The sequence below is a fragment of the Duganella sp. P38 genome, assembly GCF_050859475.1.
GTDB lineage: Bacteria > Pseudomonadota > Gammaproteobacteria > Burkholderiales > Burkholderiaceae_D > Rugamonas.
This window is the reverse complement of record NZ_CP193936.1, coordinates 5,279,232-5,297,347: the sequence shown is the minus strand read 5'-3', so window position 1 is coordinate 5,297,347 and position 18,116 is coordinate 5,279,232. Positions and strand designations below refer to the sequence as shown.

20 protein-coding genes and 1 pseudogene are annotated in these 18,116 nt (G+C 63.1%); 8 read left to right on the top strand and 13 right to left on the bottom strand.

Features of this window, described 5'->3' with window-relative positions; genetic code table 11:
- Positions 1-2: 2 nt before the first annotated feature.
- The 10 genes from ACRQ5J_RS24630 to ACRQ5J_RS24585 all read right to left on the bottom strand — a co-directional run bounded on the left by ACRQ5J_RS24630 (position 3) and on the right by ACRQ5J_RS24585 (position 6,671).
- Entirely contained in the window at positions 3-1,268 is a 1,266-nt protein-coding gene (locus tag ACRQ5J_RS24630) for an ATP-binding protein (protein ID WP_432383723.1), read from the bottom strand.
- A 112-nt stretch (positions 1,269-1,380) separates the two neighbouring features.
- A complete protein-coding gene (locus ACRQ5J_RS24625; RefSeq protein WP_432380564.1) occupies positions 1,381-1,956 on the bottom strand; it encodes an A24 family peptidase in 576 nt (191 codons plus the stop codon).
- Between the two features lie 107 nt (positions 1,957-2,063).
- Positions 2,064-2,210, bottom strand: a complete 147-nt coding sequence (locus ACRQ5J_RS24620) for a Flp family type IVb pilin (protein ID WP_432380563.1) — start codon at positions 2,208-2,210, stop codon at positions 2,064-2,066.
- A 181-nt stretch (positions 2,211-2,391) separates the two neighbouring features.
- Positions 2,392-2,559: a Flp family type IVb pilin gene (locus ACRQ5J_RS24615; protein ID WP_432380562.1), complete on the bottom strand. Its 168-nt coding sequence runs from the start codon at positions 2,557-2,559 to the stop codon at positions 2,392-2,394.
- 253 nt (positions 2,560-2,812) lie between these two features.
- On the bottom strand, positions 2,813-2,980 hold the full coding sequence (locus tag ACRQ5J_RS24610) for a Flp family type IVb pilin (RefSeq protein ID WP_432380561.1): 168 nt from the start codon (positions 2,978-2,980) through the stop codon (positions 2,813-2,815).
- A gap of 334 nt (positions 2,981-3,314) precedes the next feature.
- On the bottom strand, positions 3,315-3,878 hold the full coding sequence (locus ACRQ5J_RS24605; RefSeq protein ID WP_432380560.1) for a nucleotidyltransferase family protein: 564 nt from the start codon (positions 3,876-3,878) through the stop codon (positions 3,315-3,317).
- Positions 3,879-4,017: 139 nt separating this feature from the next.
- Entirely contained in the window at positions 4,018-4,185 is a 168-nt protein-coding gene (locus tag ACRQ5J_RS24600) for a Flp family type IVb pilin (protein WP_432380559.1), read from the bottom strand.
- A gap of 106 nt (positions 4,186-4,291) precedes the next feature.
- On the bottom strand, positions 4,292-4,960 hold the full coding sequence (locus ACRQ5J_RS24595) for a response regulator (RefSeq protein ID WP_432380558.1): 669 nt from the start codon (positions 4,958-4,960) through the stop codon (positions 4,292-4,294).
- 17 nt (positions 4,961-4,977) lie between these two features.
- On the bottom strand, positions 4,978-5,484 hold the full coding sequence (locus ACRQ5J_RS24590; RefSeq protein ID WP_432383722.1) for a sensor histidine kinase: 507 nt from the start codon (positions 5,482-5,484) through the stop codon (positions 4,978-4,980).
- On the bottom strand, positions 5,412-6,671 hold the full coding sequence (locus ACRQ5J_RS24585) for a hypothetical protein (protein ID WP_432380557.1): 1,260 nt from the start codon (positions 6,669-6,671) through the stop codon (positions 5,412-5,414). Before ACRQ5J_RS24585 ends, ACRQ5J_RS24590 begins: the two co-directional genes overlap by 73 nt.
- A 334-nt stretch (positions 6,672-7,005) precedes the next feature.
- Between ACRQ5J_RS24585 and ACRQ5J_RS24580 the strand changes: the two genes are divergently transcribed.
- The 3 genes from ACRQ5J_RS24580 to ACRQ5J_RS24570 are packed head-to-tail and all read left to right on the top strand — an operon-like array spanning position 7,006 to position 9,444.
- On the top strand, positions 7,006-7,467 hold the full coding sequence (locus tag ACRQ5J_RS24580) for a TadE/TadG family type IV pilus assembly protein (protein WP_432380556.1): 462 nt from the start codon (positions 7,006-7,008) through the stop codon (positions 7,465-7,467).
- Positions 7,464-8,090, top strand: coding sequence for a TadE/TadG family type IV pilus assembly protein (locus ACRQ5J_RS24575; RefSeq protein ID WP_432380555.1), 627 nt, complete (start codon positions 7,464-7,466; stop codon positions 8,088-8,090). The genes ACRQ5J_RS24580 and ACRQ5J_RS24575 overlap by 4 nt, the downstream gene beginning before the upstream one ends.
- 1 nt (position 8,091) lies before the next feature.
- On the top strand, positions 8,092-9,444 hold the full coding sequence (locus ACRQ5J_RS24570) for a vWA domain-containing protein (protein ID WP_432380554.1): 1,353 nt from the start codon (positions 8,092-8,094) through the stop codon (positions 9,442-9,444).
- Positions 9,445-9,452: 8 nt separating this feature from the next.
- Here the strand turns inward: ACRQ5J_RS24570 and ACRQ5J_RS24565 are convergent, their stop codons facing one another.
- The 3 genes from ACRQ5J_RS24565 to ACRQ5J_RS24555 all read right to left on the bottom strand — a co-directional run bounded on the left by ACRQ5J_RS24565 (position 9,453) and on the right by ACRQ5J_RS24555 (position 12,387).
- Positions 9,453-10,463, bottom strand: coding sequence for an IS110 family transposase (locus tag ACRQ5J_RS24565; RefSeq protein WP_432380553.1), 1,011 nt, complete (start codon positions 10,461-10,463; stop codon positions 9,453-9,455).
- A gap of 269 nt (positions 10,464-10,732) precedes the next feature.
- Positions 10,733-11,410: a hypothetical protein gene (locus ACRQ5J_RS24560; protein WP_432380552.1), complete on the bottom strand. Its 678-nt coding sequence runs from the start codon at positions 11,408-11,410 to the stop codon at positions 10,733-10,735.
- A gap of 77 nt (positions 11,411-11,487) precedes the next feature.
- Positions 11,488-12,387: a LysR family transcriptional regulator gene (locus ACRQ5J_RS24555; protein ID WP_432380551.1), complete on the bottom strand. Its 900-nt coding sequence runs from the start codon at positions 12,385-12,387 to the stop codon at positions 11,488-11,490.
- Between the two features lie 101 nt (positions 12,388-12,488).
- Here ACRQ5J_RS24555 and ACRQ5J_RS24550 point away from each other — a divergent pair.
- From ACRQ5J_RS24550 to ACRQ5J_RS24530, 5 genes and pseudogenes are all read left to right on the top strand, one after another.
- Positions 12,489-13,360, top strand: a pseudogene (locus tag ACRQ5J_RS24550) (aldo/keto reductase family oxidoreductase).
- 209 nt (positions 13,361-13,569) lie between these two features.
- The gene (locus ACRQ5J_RS24545; RefSeq protein WP_432380550.1) at positions 13,570-15,156 is read left to right on the top strand and encodes an isocitrate lyase; all 1,587 of its coding nucleotides are present in this window, start codon (positions 13,570-13,572) and stop codon (positions 15,154-15,156) included.
- A gap of 128 nt (positions 15,157-15,284) precedes the next feature.
- Entirely contained in the window at positions 15,285-15,689 is a 405-nt protein-coding gene (locus ACRQ5J_RS24540; protein WP_432380549.1) for a DUF2809 domain-containing protein, read from the top strand.
- A gap of 173 nt (positions 15,690-15,862) precedes the next feature.
- Positions 15,863-17,167, top strand: a complete 1,305-nt coding sequence (locus ACRQ5J_RS24535; protein ID WP_432380548.1) for a tyrosine-type recombinase/integrase — start codon at positions 15,863-15,865, stop codon at positions 17,165-17,167.
- Positions 17,168-17,587: 420 nt separating this feature from the next.
- Positions 17,588-18,100 (top strand): hypothetical protein, encoded by a 513-nt coding sequence (locus tag ACRQ5J_RS24530; protein WP_432380547.1) that lies wholly within the window; start codon positions 17,588-17,590, stop codon positions 18,098-18,100.
- Positions 18,101-18,116 lie beyond the last annotated feature (16 nt).

Sequence of the window (18,116 nt, the reverse complement as noted above, 5' to 3'; positions counted from 1 at the left end):
GGTTATGCGCAGTCGGTTGTGGTTCGCGGCGTTCGCGGTCCCTTTTGCTGTTCGGCGGCGACGCGGCGGGCGCCGGCGCCGGCAAAATAGTTATGCCAGGCCCAGTCCAGCGCGCGCTGGCTCAGTTCGGGCGGCGCGCTCTCGTAGCGCGCCAGGTCGCGCACCTGGCGGATCAGGTCGCGCGGATAGCAGGCCAGCAGCGGCGTCTCGTCGCGCGCATGCAGTCCGCTCAGCAGATAGTCGAAGCCGGCAGCGTCGTAGCCGATGCCGTACTGCGCGCAGGCCTGGCGGAACAGCTGCTGGTATTCGGCCGGCGATTGCGGCGGCACTTCGATCTTGTAACCGAGCCGGCGCAGGAAGGCGCCATCGGACAGGCGCTCCGGCAGGAAGTTCGAGGAAAACACCACCACCACATCGAACGGCACCTGGAACACCAGGCCGGTGTGCAGCGACAGATAATCGACGCCGCGGTCCATCGGCACGATCCAGCGGTTCATCAGCTCCAGCGGCGAGCAGCGTTGCCGGCCGAGGTCGTCGATGATGAAGATGCCATTGTTGGCTTTCAGATGCGGCGGCGCCTGGTACAAGCGGGTGTTGGGATCGAAGCGCAGATCGAGCATCTCCAGCGTCAGCTCACCGCCGGTCAGCGCGGTCGGGCGCTGCAGGCCGCGCACCCAGCGCGCGTCACGCGTGCGCAGCAGGTCGATGCCGTCGTCGGCCGGCGCCGCACCGGGCAGCGGCCGGTGCTGCACCGGATCGTAGAACGGCACCACCTCGTTGTCGATCATGATGGCGTAGGGCACGGCGATGGCGCCCTTGAGCAGGTTGCACAGGCGCTCGGCCAGATAGGTCTTGCCGCTGCCGGCCAGGCCGTAGATGAAGATGGCGCGCCCCGAGTTCATCGCCGCTCCCAGCTGGTCCAGCACCTGCGCGCTGGCCACCACGTCGTGGAACGCGGCCTGCACGTCCGCGCGCGTCACGTGCAGGTGGCGCACGCTTTGCGCCTCCATCTGCGCCACGTACGCGGCCAGCGTCACCGGCGCCGGGCCGGCGTAGGCGTTGCGGTTGAGGCAGGCGGTGGCGCGCACCATGCCGGCCTCGGTCAGGTGATAGGTCAGGTCGGCGTCGGTGCCGCTGCCGCCGCTGCGCGTGACCTCGCATAATTTTTCGTTGCGTAAATGCGTCACCAGCGGCGTGATGACGCTGATACTGAGTTTCAAATGGCTAGCCAGTTCAGGCAGGCGCACCTGGCCGCGCTGGAACAGCACCTTGGACAACAGCTCGACCAGGAACAGAAACGGCAGGCCCGTTTCGTCCGTGGTGCGCGGCGCGCGCGCATCGGCGGGGATTCTATCGTCTGCTGGATGGGCATGCTTCCCCTTAGAAGAACAGGCTGCGGCCGCTGCGGGCGCCGTAGATCAGGTAGGGGGCGGCGCCGGCGGCGATGGCGACGGCGTAGGGCAGCCGGCCGCTCGGCGTGGCCGGCGCGTCCATCTTCGGCACCTCGCCCGCGAGCGAGCGCAGCATGCTGTATTTGACCAGGTGCCAGGTGTTGTACAGCATCGGCTTGAGGCGGCCGTTGAAGCCGGCCACGACCAATGCCAGCACGCCGCCCGCCAGCAAGGTCAGCAGGGTGATGCCGGCCACCGCGCCGGGACCGGTGAAGGCGCCGATCATGGCCATCAGCTTGACGTCGCCGGCGCCGAGCGCGCGCATCGCGTACATCGGTAGCAATAGCAGCAGGCCGACGCCGAGGCCGGCCAGCGCCATCAGCAGGCCGATGCCGCCGAAGGGCTGGATGAACAGGCCGTCGCCGGCAGGCAGCGCGGCGTTGAACAGCAAGCCCAGCACGGCGCCGCCGAACACCAGGGAATTGGGGATGCGGCGCGTGCGCAGATCGTTCCAGACAGCCAGTGCCAGCAAGCAGCACAGTATGATCAACGGCAAGAAAGTCATGAATCGCCTTTATCAAAAGGGAGCCGACGATTTAGTGTATAGAAAATTTCCGCAACGGCGTACACCGTTCCGGAAATTTTTTTAACTTGCAATTGAGGAGGCGCGGCTCAGGTCCTGGAGCCGAGCACCGCCAGTATGGCGATGATGACGATCACTGAGGCCAGGGCGGCAATCAGCGCGTATTCCAGCAGCGTGGCGCCGTCGTCGTCGCCGACGAAGCGGGCGAGGCCGCGTTGGATTGTAGTAAGGCGCATTGCTGCTACTCCTGGGGGGATGGTGAAGACGAGAGCCAGTCTATACAGATGAGATCGTTTTCACAGCGGACAAACGTCCTGATCTGTAGTGACATTTGTCATGGTTGATAGGCAAAAAAATCCGGGACCGAGGTCCCGGAAAAAAGCTAACTACTAGGAGCTTACAACGAGGAGACTGAAATTAAGCGGACTTGATCAGGCCGGAGATATAGGTCAGCGAAGCGGTGATTTTCGGGCCGAGGATGGCCAGGCCGGCGGTGATGGCGGCGGCGATGGCGGCGGCCATCAGGGCGTATTCGATGGCGGTGATGCCGTCTTCGTTGCGGATGAAGTTGGTGATTGCGTTCATGATGAGCCTCGTAAAAGTTGGTTGAGTAAGTGGGTTCACTTCAACTAAAACGGGGTTCAGGTTTTAGGTACTGCGTTGCTGCGGCTTGCTTGTGTGGTGCCGATGAAAGACATTCTACGCACTGCCTGGGCGCCGCACATCCGACAAACGTCACGATCTGCGATGACATTTGTACCGAAACCGGTGATCCGCCCGGTCGGGGAGGGGCAAAAAAATCCGGCGCGCGGCCGGATTTGTGCGGGGCTGATACGGATTACGACGATTTGATCAGGCCCGAGATGTAGGTCAGCGAAGCGGTGATTTTCGGGCCGAGGATGGCCAGGCCGGCGGTGATCGCGGCGGCGATGGCAGCGGCCATCAGGGCGTATTCGATGGCGGTGATGCCGTCTTCGTTGCGGATGAAGTTTTTGATTGCGTTCATGATTGAATCCTCGTTAAGTTGGTTAGATAGGGGGCTAAATCAACTAAAACGGGGTTCAGGTTTTAGGTACTGCGTGTTGTGTGCCGATGAAAGACATTCTACGCACCGTTACACCGCCGCACATCCGACAAACGTCACGATTTTCGATGACATTTGTACTGGAAGCATTGACCTTGTGGCGGCTGCCGACATTCATTCCGGCGCGTTGGGCCTATATCGTCTATGAACCCCCGCCGTCATTCCCGCGAAGGCGGGAATCCATACTTGGCTTGCATTGGTGAGGTTCTATGGATTCCCGCCTGCGCGGGAATGACGGGAGGTTCGCGTCTCCTGGTTACTCGTGAAGAATCGTCACGCGCGGCCAGCGGGCCGGGTAGTTCTTCTGCGCGACGCGTTGGCGATAGGTGTGCAGGCTGACGCGCGCCGGATTGCGCCGCACCACGCAATTGAACAGATCATCCAGTCCGTACGGCGCGATGACGTCGATCGTGTCATCGGCGCGCAGGCATAGCCCGACCGCGGTGGCGTATTCCGGCCACGACGCCACCGCCGCCTCCAGCGAGAGCAACGGCGTCACCGCGTGGCCGAAGTAGTCTTCGAACCAGTGATGCACCGCCGCCTGGTTGGTCACTTCCCATGACAGTTGCGGCAGCGCGGCCGTGACCCGCGCTTGCAGTTGCGCGTCGCGCGCTGGCGACAGGTCGGCGGCGTTGAAGTATGCCAGGTCGATGTCGGCCAGCGCCGACGGCGTGCTGTGCTGATGCAGCGCGTCCCATACCAGGTTGCGCACCGCGCCAGCGCCGATGCACCACGAGGTCAGTTCCAGCCCGCGCGCCGCGCGCAGGGCGGCCATCATCCATGGCGAAGCCAGCGTTAGCTGGCGTAGACGTTCTTCCATTGCCTTCTTTTTATGCGGATCAGGATGCGATGGTAGCAGCTATTCATGCCGTCATTCCCGCGGAGGCGGGAATCCATAGACCGCACGCAAACTCAGTATGGATTCCCGCCTGCGCGGGAATGACGGGGGAGGGCGGCGGTCAGGAGGACTTGATCAGGCCGGAGATATAAGTCAGCGAGGCGGTGATTTTCGGGCCGAGGATGGCCAGGCCGGCGGTGATCGCGGCGGCGATGGCAGCGGCCATCAGGGCGTATTCAATGGCCGTGATACCGTCTTCGTCGCGCAGGAAGCTGTGGATGGCTTGCATGATGGTCTCCTTCGGTTGATGGGCTAGTGAGACCGATTCTACGCAGCCCGGCGCGCAGCCGCAGTGGACAAACGTCACTATTTTTGATGACATTTGTCACCAATTGTCACGCCGCCGTCTGCAGGCCGTGCCTGGTGGCGTACACGTACAGCTCCAGCCGGTTGGCCACGCCGAGCTTCTGGTAGATGGTGGTGAGATTGTTGCGCAGGGTCGGCTCGGCGATGAACAGCTTGGCCGCCAGCTCCTTGTTCGGCGCGCCGTTGCCCTCGACCACCAGGGCGACGATCTTGCGCTCCTTCGGCGTCAACGAGGCGATGCGGGCCGCCTCCGGATCGGCCCTGGCCGGCGCCGACAGCTGGCCCAGCAGCGCGTTCATCAGCGCCGGGTCGAGCGCCGTCTCGCCGCGCGCCACCGCGCGTATGCTGTTGAGCACGACATCGGCAGGCGCCTCCTTGCTGACCACGCCGCGCGCGCCCAGCTTGACCGCCTGCGTCAGCAAGCCCTGGTCGCGGTTGCCGCTGAGTATCATCACGCGCACGCCGGGATTGTCCTGCAATAGCTGCGGCAGGATCTCGATCGAGCTGCGGCCCTCGAGGTCGAGGTCGAGCACGATCACCTGCGGTTGCAGCGCGCGCGCCTGTTGCAAGGCGCTGTCGTTGTTGTGGGCGGTGCCGACCAGCTGCAGGTCGGCACCGCCGCCCTCGATCAGTTTTTCCAATCCCCACAACATGGTCTTGTGGTCGTCGACCAGCATGATGCGGATGGCTGTGCTCATGGGCTTGCCTCGCTAGGTTAGACCGGAATGGCGATGCTGACTGTGGTGGCGCCCGGCGTGTCGCGGTCGACCGCGATGGTGCCGCCCAGGGCGGCGGTGCGCTCAGCCAGCGATCCCGGCAGGAATGGCGCCGTGGGACCTTCCGGAGTTTCGTTTTCGATGCGTATGCGCAGCTGGCCGTCAGCGTTGCTCAGGCTGATCGACCCGGTGCGCGCACGCGTGTGCTTGCGTATATTATGCATGCCTTCATTGACGATCTGGAACACTTCCGCCGCCAGCCGGTCGCTGATCGCCAGGCCTTCCTCGGCATGCAGGGCGATATCGATGTCGTAGAACTGCTGCACCTGCTGCGCCTGCCGGCGCAGCGCCACCAGCAGCTCGGCCTCGGTCTGCGCCGCGCCCTGGCGCACATTGCGCGCGAACTGGCGCATGTCGCCGATGACCTGGCTGGTCATGTCCAGCAGTTTATCGAGTTCGGCCGCGACCGGGTGTTCCGCCTGCAGGCTTTGCCGCACGGCGCTGATGCCATGGCGCAGGCCGATGTAAGGCTGGATGGTGGTGTCGTGCAGGTCGCGGGCGATCTTTGCCGCTCGCGGAAGGCGGCGTCGGACGCCAGCCGGTCGAGCAGCACGATGTTCTCGATCACCGGGAACACCTGCGCGGCCAACTGTTGCAAAAACACTGCATCGTTGCGGCTGAAGCGCTGCTGGTGCGACACCACATAGATACGGCCCTCGCCCTTGCGCAGCGGCAGCGGCGCGCTGACGAAGGAACTGGCGTCCAGCAAGTCGGTCAGCGGCGCCAGCCGCGCCAGCGTCTGCTCCGGCAACGGCTGCCAGCGCGCCGCGCCGGGCAGGCGCCAGCGCGCCTCCAGCGTGCGCGGCAGGCGCGGATGCAGCGCTGCCGCATACTGCACCAAGGCCTGCGGCGCGAACACCAGCAGCGGCGCAGCGGCGCCGTCGGGCAGGCGCGCCAACGACGCGCGGCCGTCCGGCGCGCCGGACGAGTGCAGCTGCCACAGCTCGTCGCCGCTGTCGCGCAACAGCAGCACGCAGTTGCTCGCATGGTAGAAGTCGCGCGTCTGGCGCAGCATGGTGGCGATGGTCTGGTCGACGCCGAAGCGCGGATTGGACAGCTGGCTGACATCGCGCAGCAAGCTCAGGCGGCGGCGCTGCGCCACGCCGAGCCCGCCCCAGTAGGCGATCATGTAGCCGAGCGCCAGCACGAAGGCGGTGCGCAGCAGCAGATGGCCATGGTTGATGCTGCTGTCGGTCAGCCAGGTGGCCAGCGTCAGCGCGAAGGTGGCGCCCAGCGTGATGCGCGCGCCCTCGTCGAAGCCCCACTGGAACGAGGAGGTCAGGATGACGAAGAAAAAGAACGGGAAGAAGAAGCTGTTGCCGCCGCCGGTGCAGTAGACCATCAGCGCGAACCAGCCGAGGTCGATCCAGTAGACCAGCTTGCCGTGCCAGAAGGGATTGCGGTAGCGCCGCGCCGCCAGCAGCAGCGCCAGGCTGTGCAGGAAATAGCCGCCGAAGATCAGCGTACTCAGCAGCGTGCGCGCGCCGTGCCGGTTGCCCAGGTCGCCCGGCGCCACCCACAGCGTCAGGATCGCGGTCAGCGCCAGCACCAGGCGCATGATGAACACCATCGAGGCGCCGACGGCGTCGCCGCCGGTCTGCAGCGCTGCGGCAGGTGGGCTGTGGGGTATCACTTGGGAGCGATTCGCTAGTTGTTGCCAACGCAAACGAGTCTACGCACGCCGGGCTGCAATGTCTAGCCGGAGCGTGATACGCTGCAAGCATGATTCACGTCCGGCGGCGTCAGGCGCTGTGCGGACGCCGCGTGTTTGATGATTTCCCAAAACATTAAATAACCAGGCGAAAGAAAATGAATCGCGCTACAATCGCTCCACGTCACCCCATTCCTGTGGCGCTGCGCCCGGACGCCACCGCGCCGGCCAGCCAGTCAGCAGTCCCGCGCCAGCCGCGCTCCCGCCTGTATTTTTCCACCGTCACCCTAGCTGACCGTATCACGGACGCAACACCATGACACCGCATGCACCGCCGCGCCGCGCGCGCGGCTCCGCCGTCGTCGAGATGGCCATCATCGCGCCGCTGGCCTTCCTGCTGGTGATCGGCGTAATCGAATTCAGCCTGGTGTTTTTCACCACGCTGACCATGCAGTACGCGGTGCGCGAGGGCGCGCGCTACGCCACCACCGGCCGCAACGACGGCACCAACACGCAGCTGGTGTCGGTGATGAACGTCATCCGCAGCAACTCGGCCGGCTACCTCGACAGCGTGTGCCCGGTGCTGTCGGTGAACGGCACCGCGCGCACGTCGAGCAACAGCGGCACGCTGCTGGGCGGGCCGGGCGACGTGATCGTGCTGCGGCTCGACTGCACCTGGAAGCTGGCCACGCCGATCGTGGCGGCGGTGTTCCCCAACGGCGAATACAAGTTCGCCGTGGCGGCCACGATGCAAAACGAATGGTACCCGTCGCCATGAGCGCCGCCCGCCTTCCGCAACGGCGCGCGCGCGGCCTGGCCGCGGTGGAGTTCGCGCTGCTGCTGCCGCTGTTGCTGCTGCTGATGATCGCGCTGGTCGACGTGGCGCGCGCGCTGCAGGCGCAGATGATTCTGGTGAACCTCAGCCGCGAGGCGGCCAACCTGTCGGCGCGCGGCAAGCTGCAGCTGGCCGAGAGCGCGCAGACCATCATCGGCCAGGTGGCGGCGTCGGCGCCGCCGCTCGACATGAACAAGCTGGGCATGATTTACATCACCCGCATCATGGGCTCGACCAGCGGCGGCACCACCAAGAGCATCGTGGTCGAGCAGTACCGCTGGGACGACGCCGCCAAGAACCAGGGCTTCCGCGCCAGCGGCTACGCGCCGCTCAGCAAGGTCTGGAACTGCAGCAACTGGGGCAGCGGCACGGCCGGCACCTGCGTGGTGCCGACGGGCAGCACGGCGCCGGTGGTGTCGATGATGAGCGGCCAGTTGATCGACGGCGAGGTGATCTACGTGGTCGAGGTCTACTACAAATTCAATATGCTGTTCCAGAGCTTCAGCGTCGGCAGCTTCAGCACGCCGGCGCTGGCCACCGATTTCTACTCGATGACGGTATTCTGATATGCGCACACACGACAAACAACGCGGCGGCGTGCTGGTCATGGTGATCATCTCGCTGGTGGCCCTGCTAGCGGTGGTCGGCCTGGCCTTCAGCGCCGGCCTCAGCTACCTGGTCCGTTCCAAGCTCAACGCCGCCACCGACGCCGCCGGCCTGGCGGCCGCGCGCGCCATCAGCAACGGCAATAACCAGACCGAGCAGATCGCCAACGCCAAGGCGGCGGCGCAGCGCTTCTTCTACGCCAACTTCCCCGCCAACTACATGATGTCGACCGCCACGCTCAACGACGTCGGCGTATCGTTCAGCACCAGCGAGGTGACGGTCACGGTCAGCGCCTCGGCCACCTTGCCGACCGCGCTGTTCGGCGGCTTCGCCTCGGGCACGCTGGCGCCGTCGGTGCTGACCGAAACCAAGCGCAAGGATCTGGACATGATCCTGGTGATGGACGTATCGGGTTCGCTGGCGCCGTCGGCCGCCAATGTGCGCAGCTCGGCGGTCACCTTCCTCAACCAGTTCAATGTCGCGCGCGACCGTGTCGGCCTGGTGCGCTTCGCCTTCGGCGGCATCGTCGACGACCAGATCCGGCCGATCGCGCGCGGCTTCGACCGCGCCAGCATGATCAATCACATCAAGGCCTACCAGTTCAGCGGCGCCACCGCCTCGGCCGAGGGCATGTACTGGGCGCGGCAACAGATCAACAGCGTGCCGACGGCCAACCTGAACCGTTCCAACCTGCGTGTCATCGTCTTCTTCTCGGACGGCACGCCGAACTCCATCGGCGCCTACCTGAACTGGAAACCCGGTAACAACTGCACCGAGCCGGGCGTGGTCTACACCGACGACGACGGCTCGGGCGCGCCGGCCGGGCTATACAAAACAACCGAGCAGTACGACGACATCGGCGGCGTCTGCACCCCGGCCGACCTGCCGGGCAAGGTCGCGTCGTTGCCGGACTGGTACAACGCGCACAACGGCTCGTTCGCGCTGGCCAACGACCCGAGCAAGCGCGAATTCCCGATCGTCACCAACTCGCCGCGCGTCGTCACCAACGCGCTCACCTACCAGAACGTCAACCGCGCCGCGCGCAACCTGGTCGAAGCGATGGCCTCGAAGTCGCGCGACGAAGGCATCTACATCTTCACGCTGGGGCTGGGGTCCAGCCTGAAAGCCAACACCGGCTACGATGGCGAGCGTGGCGAGGACACGCTGAAGTGCATGGCCAACACGGTGGACGCGCCATCGCGCTGCTACAACCCGGCCAAGCCGGTCGGCATGTACTGCTTCGCCGCCACCCAAAGCGACCTCACGCCATGCTTCTCGAAGCTAGCGTCCGCCATCCTGCGCATCTCCAAATAAAACCGGGGTCAGATACCGTCTTGAATGGCAAGCCCTTTTGAAAGGTAATTGGCGTCAAAGGGCTTGCCGGTACGAATGACACCGTAGATGAGATGCACGAGCTTATGCATCACGGCGCCGATCACGGCTTTTTTCGCCATGCCATTATTCGCCAGGCGCTGGGCAAACTGGTGTAGTAGCGGGTTGTGGCGGCTTGCCACCATGCCGGGCATATAAAGCGCGGCGCGCATTGAGGTGCTGCCCTTGCGGCTGATGATGGTGCGCCCCCGAAGCGAGGTTCCTGAGCTGCGCTGGCGTGGCGTCACGCCGAGAAATGCCGCCAAGGCCTTCGCGTTGCCGAAGCGCCGAATGTCGCCCAACTGGCCTAAGATGCGAGCTGCGGTGGTGTTGCCAATGCCTGGAATACTGGTGATGAGCTGCGCGTCGTGCTTGAGGCCGGGATGGCGGTCGATGTGGTCATCCACGTCGTCTTCCAGTTGCTTGATCTCGGTGTCAAACCAGGCAATGAGCAAGCGCGCGTGCTCAGCCACCTCGCCCATGCCGCTGGCCTCATAGCTTTCCAGCCGGTTGCGTTCCTGCTGGCGCATATCCTTCAGAGCCAGTATCCGCTGCGACCACGCACGCAACTGACGTTGCTCCAGCGGAGCGGGCGCCCACGTTGCCGGCGCCATCGCCGCGCAGTAACGTGCGATCAATGCTGCGTCCGCCTTGTCGGTTTTATTGCGCAGGTTCTCGCTCTGGCCAAAGCCCTTGATACAGCCCGGATTGACTACGCTCACGGCAAGCCCGGCATCATGAAGCGTGGTTGCCACCTCCTCGAAATACACGCCGGTCGCTTCCATGCAGACCCGTAATGCCGCCTTGGGTAACTTGGTCTTGTCCAGCCATTCCAAGAGCACCTGATGGCCTGCGGCAGAGTTATCTATGACCTTGCTCTTGATCTTGCCGTTCACTAGCAGGGCCACGTCGAGCTTTTTCTTGCCGACATCAATCCCCACGATTGCTGTTGAGCTATCCATTTTTGACCTCTCTCGTATGCGGGCTTACGCGCGAGGCGATGACCCAAGATACCGTTCGGACTTTTAAAATGAAACAGGCAGGGGCACCAATCTGACCCACGGGCTCAATGGCCCAAATTCTGATCGGCATCACCCTGCCTGACCACCTCCGTCACTTTATCCGATGATGGGGCGGTATGCTCAATATACGAGGTCTGACATTCGCACACGGGCTCAACTGCTTCGCAGTTGAGCCCGTGTGCGAATGTCAGACCTGACCCCGGATTGGGTTAGCGGAGGCCGGCGACGTGCGCGCTTTGGCCGTGCTGCGCGTAGGCGGTCAGCTCCCAGCTGTCGCGGCTGTAGAGGCGGCCCTGGGCATCGCTGTCCTGGTATTCCAGTTTGACGTAGTGCTTGAGCGCGGGCACGAACCAGACGGTTTCGGTCAGCTGGCCGCCAGGCGCGCCGCTGTCGGCCGCGCCGTAGCGCGCCTCGACCACGATTTTCAGCGCCTCAAATTCGCCGGCCGGAACGCGTACTTTTTCCCAGTCCAGGACCTTGCCCTTGATCTGGTAGCGCCATTGCTTGCCAGCCTTGGCGTTTTCGCCGATGACTTCGCTCGTCCATTCCTTGCCCGGCGCCAGCGGGAAGGCGTAGCGCGCGAACGACGGCGCGAAGTGCATGCCGCCACGGTCGATCGGATTCATGTCGGGGCTGAATAGCTGTGTGCTGATCAGGGCGCCGCTGGCGGCGCGCTTGATCGCCATGTGCACGCCGGCGGCGTCGATCGCCGCCACTTCCATGCGGTTGATGTTGCCCTTGGCGCCTTTCCACACATCGGTATATTGGTAAGTCCACGCGTCGCCGACCGCCAGCGCCGGGGCCGGCACCGGATCGGGACTGCCCGCCCGCGCCACCGCGCATGGCAGGATGAAACAGAGCACTGCAAACCAACGTTTGATAGTCATGCTGTCTCCTTTGTTGTGAATTGTGCATTGACTATATCGCCAACATGTCAACAGAGCTAGCCGCAGTGCAGCATTTGCTACCAGCGTGTTGTTTGCACGTGCTCGACGAAGGCGCGCAGCGGCGCCGGCAGGTAGCGCCGGCCCGGATAGTACAGCGATGGTCCGCTGAACGACGGCCACCATGGTTCCAGCACCGGCGTCAGCTCGCCGCGCGCGAAGTGGGGCGCCAGCCAGTCCTCGAACAGGTAGACCAGGCCGCTGCCGGCCAGCGCCGCGTCAACCGCCAGCTGGGCGCCGCCGCCGAGGCTGACGATCAGCGGCCCTTCCGGCGCGATCACCACCTTCCTGCCCTTGCGCTCGAATTCCCACGGCGGCATGGCGCCGCTGGCGAAGCGCCCGCGCAGGCAGACGTGCCGCGCCAAGTCCTGCGGCCGTTTTGGCACGCCGTTGCGCTCCAGATAGGCCGGCGCCGCCGCCAGCGCGAAACGCTGTCGGCGCGGGCCGATCGGCACCGCCACCATGTCCTGCTCCATCGCTTCCTCGTAGCGGATGCCGGCGTCGCAGCCGCTGCGCAGCAGGTCGACGAAGCTGTCCTCGACCGTGACCTCGACGCAGATCTCCGGATAGGCCGCCAGGAACGGCGGCAGCACGCGCGGCAGCACCAGCTTGGCCGCGCTCAGCGGCACGTTCAGCCGCAGCCGTCCGGCCGGGCGCGCGCGGAAGCCGTTGACCACGTCCAGCGCAGACGCCACCGCCCCCAGTGCCGGCTCCAGCTGCTCCAGCAGGCGCAGGCCGGCGTCGGTGGCCGCCACGCTGCGCGTGGTGCGGTTCAGCAGCCGCACGCCCAGCCCGGCTTCCAGCCGCCGCACCGCCTCGCTCAGTTGCGACGCGCTGCCGCCGCTTTGCCGCGCCGCCTCGCGAAAGCCGCCGTGCCTGGCCACCGCCACGAAGGCGCCGATATCCTGCAGATTGTTCATGGTGATTGTCCTGAATCCGGCACAACTTGTGCGATTGTGCGGCATTGTCGCACAGCGCCGCCGCGCCTAGACTGGCTGCATCAACCACCAAGGAGATCACCATGCGCACTTATCAACTCGGCGACCGCAACGTCAACCGCCTCGGCTACGGCGCCATGCAACTGGCCGGCCCGCACGTGTTCGGCCCGCCGCGCGACCGCGCGCAGGCGCTGGCCGTGCTGCGTGCATTGCCGGCGCTGGGCGTCAACCATATCGACACCAGCGACTTCTACGGTCCGCACATCACCAACCAGTTGATCCGCGAAGCGCTGCATCCGTATGCCGATGACCTGACCATCGTCACCAAGGTCGGCGCGCGCCGCGGCGAGGACGCCAGCTGGCTGCCGGCATTTTCGCCGGCCGAGCTGGAAGCGGCGGTGCACGACAACCTGCGTCATCTCGGCCGCGACGTGCTGGACGTGGTCAACCTGCGGCTGATGTTCGACGTCATGGGGCCGGCCGAGGGCGACATCGAGGCGCAGGTCAGCGCGCTGGCGGCGTTGCGGCAGCGCGGCCTGATACGCCACATCGGCCTGAGCAACGCTACCGCCGCGCAGGTGCGCCAGCGCGCGCGCTGACGCCGATTGTCTGCGTGCAGAACCAGTACAACCTGGTGCACCGCCACGACGACGCGCTGATCGACGAGCTGGCGGGGCAGGGCATCGCCTACGTGCCGTTCTTCCCGCTGGGCGGCTTCTCGCCGCTGCAATCGGCCGCGCTGGACGAGGTGGCGGCCGCGCTGGACGCTACGCCGATGCAAGTGGCGCTGGCGTGGCTGCTGCAACGCGCGCCCAACATCCTGCTGATTCCGGGCACCTCATCGCTGGCGCACCTGCGGCAGAACGCCGCCGCCGCCACGCTGGTGCTGCCGCCGGACGCGCTGGCGCGGCTCGACGGCGAGCAATTCTTCGCCATGAAAAATGCCCTTCCATAATATGAAAACAGCATGACGGGCTGCCGCATGTTTTTTCTCATTTTTTGAAAGAGCGTTTCATATCAAGAAAAATGCAATCTATCTCCTTGAAAAATAACGAAGAAATTTAACTTATATGTCTTATATAAGACTTTGTGCAACGCATCAGAATGGCCTACTATTTAGTCATGCGATTTTGCTTATTCGTGTTTTTCTTCAGGAGATAAAAAATGTCCCAGTATCAAGATGACATCAAGGCAGTCGGCGCGTTGAAAGCGCAACAGGGTTCCAGCTGGAACGCCATCAACCCCGAGTCGGCTGCCCGCATGCGGGCCCAGAACAAGTTTAAAACCGGCCTGGACATTGCCAAGTACACCGCCAAAATCATGCGCGCCGACATGGCGGCGTATGACCAGGACCCGTCCAAGTACACGCAGTCGCTGGGCTGCTGGCACGGCTTCATCGGCCAGCAGAAGCTGATCTCGATCAAGAAGCATTTCAACAGCACCGACCGCCGCTACCTCTACCTGTCGGGCTGGATGGTGGCCGCGCTGCGCTCCGAGTTCGGCCCGCTGCCGGACCAGTCGATGCATGAAAAAACCGCCGTCTCGGCGCTGATCCGCGAGCTGTACACCTTCCTGCGCCAGGCTGACGCCCGCGAGCTGGGCGGCCTGTTCCGCCAGCTCGACGCGGCCGGCAGCGCCGCCGACAAGGCCGCCATCCAGGACAAGATCGACAACCACGTCACCCACGTGGTGCCGATCATCGCCGACATCGATGCCGGCTTCGGCAACGCCGAGGCGACCTACCTGCTGGCCAAGCAATTCATCGAGGCGGGCGCCTGCTGCATCCAGATCGAAAACCAGGTGTCGGACGAAAAACAATGCGGCCACCAGGACGGCAAGGTCACCGTGCCGCACGAGGACTTCCTGGCCAAGATACGCGCCATCCGCTACGCCTTCCTGGAGCTGGGCGTGGACGACGGCATCATCGTCGCCCGCACCGATTCGCTGGGCGCCGGCCTGACCAAGCAGATCGCCGTCACCAAGGAGCCGGGCGACCTCGGCGACCAGTACAATGCTTTCCTCGATTGCGACGAAGTCTCGGCCGACGCGCTCGGCAACGGCGACGTCATCATCAAGCGCGACGGCAAGCTGCTGCGGCCGAAGCGCCTGCCGAGCAATCTGTTCCAGTTCCGTCCGGGCACCGGCGAAGCGCGCTGCGTGCTGGACTGCATCACCTCGCTGCAAAACGGCGCAGACCTGTTGTGGATCGAAACTGAAAAACCGCATATCGGCCAGATCGGCGGCATGGTCAGTGAAATCCGCAAGGTGATTCCGAACGCCAAGCTGGTGTACAACAACAGCCCGTCGTTCAATTGGACCCTGAACTTCCGCCAGCAGGTGTACGACGCCTGGAAAGCGGAAGGCAAGGACGTGTCGGCCTACGAGCGCGCGCAGCTGATGAGCGCCGAGTACGACGCCACCGACCTGGCGCAACAAGCGGACGAGAAGATCCGCACCTTCCAGGCCGACGCCGCGCGCGAGGCGGGCATCTTCCACCACCTGATCACGCTGCCGACCTACCACACGGCCGCGCTGTCGACCGATAATCTGGCCAGGGAGTATTTCGGCGAACAGGGCATGCTGGGCTATGTGGCCGGCGTGCAGCGCAAGGAAATCCGCCAGGGCATCGCCTGCGTCAAGCATCAGAATATGTCTGGCTCGGATATCGGCGACGACCACAAGGATTATTTCAGCGGCGACGCCGCGCTGAAGGCCGCCGGTAAGGACAACACGATGAATCAGTTCCACTGAGCGGGTTCGCTTGACCACGTCGTTCCCGCGCAGGCGGGAATCCATGCAGCGTCTGCCTATCGCGCGCTCCATGGGTTCCCGCCTGCGCGGGAACGACGTTTGCGCCAACATCTGCTACATTGGCGCGCATGAACAAACTCAATCTGGATCGGAACCGGCTGCTGTATTGCGGCATCACCCTGGCGGTCATCGCCATCGGCCTGGCCTCGCGGCGCTGGCCCGGCATGTTGCCGGCGGCATGGGGAAAATATCCGGGCGATGCGCTGTGGACGATGATGGTGTTCTTCGGCCTCGCCACAGCCATGCCGCGGCTTGGCGCCAGGCGCCTGGCGCTGGCCGCGCTGGCGATTTCCTATGCGGTCGAATTCAGCCAGCTATATCAGGCGCCATGGATCAAAGCCGTGCGCGCCCACCCGATAGGACATCTGGCGCTCGGCTCCACCTTCAACTGGCCGGACCTGGCCGCTTACACCATCGGCGCCGTGCTGGCCATGCTGGGCGCGCAGGCCTTGCGCTCACGTGGCCTTACATGAGGATCACGTCGTAGCGTAATTCGATGCTCTAATGCAATCTATTGGCGTCTACGATTTGATATAAGTGTTTGATTTAATAGGTATTTATCGTCTATTGCCGTACATTGACGCCCCGTAAAGTCGCCGCTAATATGCGTAGCCATGTGTGTAGCTAGCGACAAAAAGGATCGGCAATGACAGGAAAAACTAACCCGGCGGAGGGTCTGCAAACCCTCCAGCTGCAACACTGGATACGGGCAGTGAAGGGCGGTGGCAAGCCAACCACCAAAGACCCTGAAACGGGCGAGGTAAGGGAGCTACCGTTGCCCCTGGCGCGGTCGGATGGTGGCGGACTAACGTTCACGCTGTCCACTGCTGGAACTGCGAGTTGGATTTTACGCTATCGGAGTGCCGGCAGGGCGAAGGAACTCACCATCGGCAACTTCCCCGACATCGGCTTGTCTGATGCCCGCAAGATTGCCCGCGAAAAGCGAGCGCACGTCGACAAGGCAGGCGATCCTGCCATTGACAAGCGGCGCGCGAAAGCCTTAGCGGTGAAGGACTGGACAATGCGGGAGCTGATTGATGACTACCGCGACAAGATCATGGTTGGCCTAGGAGTGAGTACGCAAAAGGGCTATGGCCGCAATCTGATTCGCATAGAGTCTCGCCTCGGCGCGTATATGGTGACCCAAGTATCCTCATTAGATATCGTGGAGATGATCGAATACATTGGTGCGCCCTGGGTCGAGTCGCGCACGTTGCTGACCACGGCACGGATGCTGTTCAGGCATGCCGCTGGCCGCAAGCTAGTAGCGTCCAATCCATGCATCGGCATCGACCTGACAGCTTTACTGGGCAAGCGTCCGGCAACTAAGCGGCGCTTGATGTTGAGCAGGGATGAACTACTACTCCTGATGCGGGCTGACATGAACCAAGAGAATGCGCTTGCCGTTCGCCTGCTGCTGGCTACAGCTGTACGTACCTGCGAATTGAGAACCGCTAAGTGGTCGCACTTCGATTTCAAGCGTGATATATGGACCATTCCGGAATCGAAGACGGGACCGGGCATCCAGATACCGTTGACTGAGCCGGTCAAGGGTTGGTTGTCCGAACTGAAGCAGCGGGCCGGGAATTCAGCGTTCGTTCTGCCGATGCGTGGCGACTACAAAAACGCGTCTTCGACGGGCGATAGACCGATTAATCCCAACACGATAGGCGCGGCGATTGAATTCTGGCTGACCGAGTACAAGCCTAAGGTACGCCGGTTCACGCCGCATGATTTGCGGTCCACCGCGAAAAGCCAGATGCGGGCGCTTGGCGTGGAGCGTGACATCACGGAAATGTGCTTGAACCACAAACTACCTGGCATCGAAGGCATCTATGACGTGCACAACTATTTTGAGGAGCGAAAGCAAGCGCTCATGACTTGGTCTGATTTCCTAGTTGCTGTTGAGCGCGAGAGTCTTGCTCTCAGTGCTGCAAAAACAGCTGATTGATTTCCCCGCGTTTTACGGCGTTTAAAAACGGCACGGTATGCATCGGTATCAGCTGACTGCTTTTGGCGGCTTGTCCGGCCGTTTAAATCGCTTCTCTGGCATCGTGGTTTGCCGAGCATGCTGACGTTCGGCATGGTTCACAGGTTTTTGTGGTTCTAACGGCTGTTTACGACAAAGTTATTTTGTTGTCAAAATACCCATTATCCATGAGATAATATTGGTGCAACGCTTGTTCGACTCGGCACCGCACAGTACCGGCAGAGTGAGCTTGCTCATCGCGACATTACCTACCCAAACCCAGCTCCTCGAAATCGAAGTGCAGCGGGACCAGTAACTCACAATACCCAATCCCACCACATCGCTTTGTAGCCGACTCAGGCAGGTACTGTCACGCCCATTCATTTCACATTGGAGCATTTCATGGTAACGATACCCACCGCCGTAACCTCTTCTGCAGCCGGATTCCAGCCTGCATTTAAGCCTGTCATTACACGAGACCGTCACGCCTGCGCCCTTGCGTCGGTGGCGATCATCGCGGGCGCCACACTTGAGGAGGTGTGGAAAAAAGCAGAAGAACTCGGTCTGCCAAAAACGGGGCCCTACAACCACGTGATCGACGGGGACTTTCTTGCCGCGTTATTTGCAAAGTATTCGCTGGTTGCCACCGTTTGGAAAGAATGCACGAAGGTGTCGCAGCTTCCAGATTGCTGCGTGGCTCTGGTCGATTACGACGCCGATTGGGAGGTTGGTCGGCACGTCGTAGTTCATCGAGCCAAGGCAAGTCATGATGCGAAGATGGTCATCTACGCGATTGACCCAACTGCAGCCAAACCTGAACAACAGGTTCGTACGGATTTGGAAGCACTGGCACCAGCCTGGTACATCGGCGTTCATTCGATGGGGAAAACGCCAACCACGTCCACTAAAAAATAGAGCACTCTGAGAATCA

Excerpts from the sequence above, each read along its gene's own strand:
- ACRQ5J_RS24625 (WP_432380564.1), bottom strand. The coding sequence starts at position 1,956 with ATGACTTTCTTGCCGTTGATCATACTGTGCTGCTTGCTGGCACTGGCT.
- ACRQ5J_RS24620 (WP_432380563.1), bottom strand. The coding sequence starts at position 2,210 with ATGCGCCTTACTACAATCCAACGCGGCCTCGCCCGCTTCGTCGGCGAC.
- ACRQ5J_RS24615 (WP_432380562.1), bottom strand. The coding sequence starts at position 2,559 with ATGAACGCAATCACCAACTTCATCCGCAACGAAGACGGCATCACCGCC.
- ACRQ5J_RS24610 (WP_432380561.1), bottom strand. The coding sequence starts at position 2,980 with ATGAACGCAATCAAAAACTTCATCCGCAACGAAGACGGCATCACCGCC.
- ACRQ5J_RS24605 (WP_432380560.1), bottom strand. The coding sequence starts at position 3,878 with ATGGAAGAACGTCTACGCCAGCTAACGCTGGCTTCGCCATGGATGATG.
- ACRQ5J_RS24600 (WP_432380559.1), bottom strand. The coding sequence starts at position 4,185 with ATGCAAGCCATCCACAGCTTCCTGCGCGACGAAGACGGTATCACGGCC.
- ACRQ5J_RS24595 (WP_432380558.1), bottom strand. The coding sequence starts at position 4,960 with ATGAGCACAGCCATCCGCATCATGCTGGTCGACGACCACAAGACCATG.
- ACRQ5J_RS24580 (WP_432380556.1), top strand. The coding sequence starts at position 7,006 with ATGACACCGCATGCACCGCCGCGCCGCGCGCGCGGCTCCGCCGTCGTC.
- ACRQ5J_RS24575 (WP_432380555.1), top strand. The coding sequence starts at position 7,464 with ATGAGCGCCGCCCGCCTTCCGCAACGGCGCGCGCGCGGCCTGGCCGCG.
- ACRQ5J_RS24570 (WP_432380554.1), top strand. The coding sequence starts at position 8,092 with ATGCGCACACACGACAAACAACGCGGCGGCGTGCTGGTCATGGTGATC.
- ACRQ5J_RS24565 (WP_432380553.1), bottom strand. The coding sequence starts at position 10,463 with ATGGATAGCTCAACAGCAATCGTGGGGATTGATGTCGGCAAGAAAAAG.
- ACRQ5J_RS24560 (WP_432380552.1), bottom strand. The coding sequence starts at position 11,410 with ATGACTATCAAACGTTGGTTTGCAGTGCTCTGTTTCATCCTGCCATGC.
- ACRQ5J_RS24555 (WP_432380551.1), bottom strand. The coding sequence starts at position 12,387 with ATGAACAATCTGCAGGATATCGGCGCCTTCGTGGCGGTGGCCAGGCAC.
- ACRQ5J_RS24545 (WP_432380550.1), top strand. The coding sequence starts at position 13,570 with ATGTCCCAGTATCAAGATGACATCAAGGCAGTCGGCGCGTTGAAAGCG.
- ACRQ5J_RS24540 (WP_432380549.1), top strand. The coding sequence starts at position 15,285 with ATGAACAAACTCAATCTGGATCGGAACCGGCTGCTGTATTGCGGCATC.
- ACRQ5J_RS24535 (WP_432380548.1), top strand. The coding sequence starts at position 15,863 with ATGACAGGAAAAACTAACCCGGCGGAGGGTCTGCAAACCCTCCAGCTG.
- ACRQ5J_RS24530 (WP_432380547.1), top strand. The coding sequence starts at position 17,588 with ATGGTAACGATACCCACCGCCGTAACCTCTTCTGCAGCCGGATTCCAG.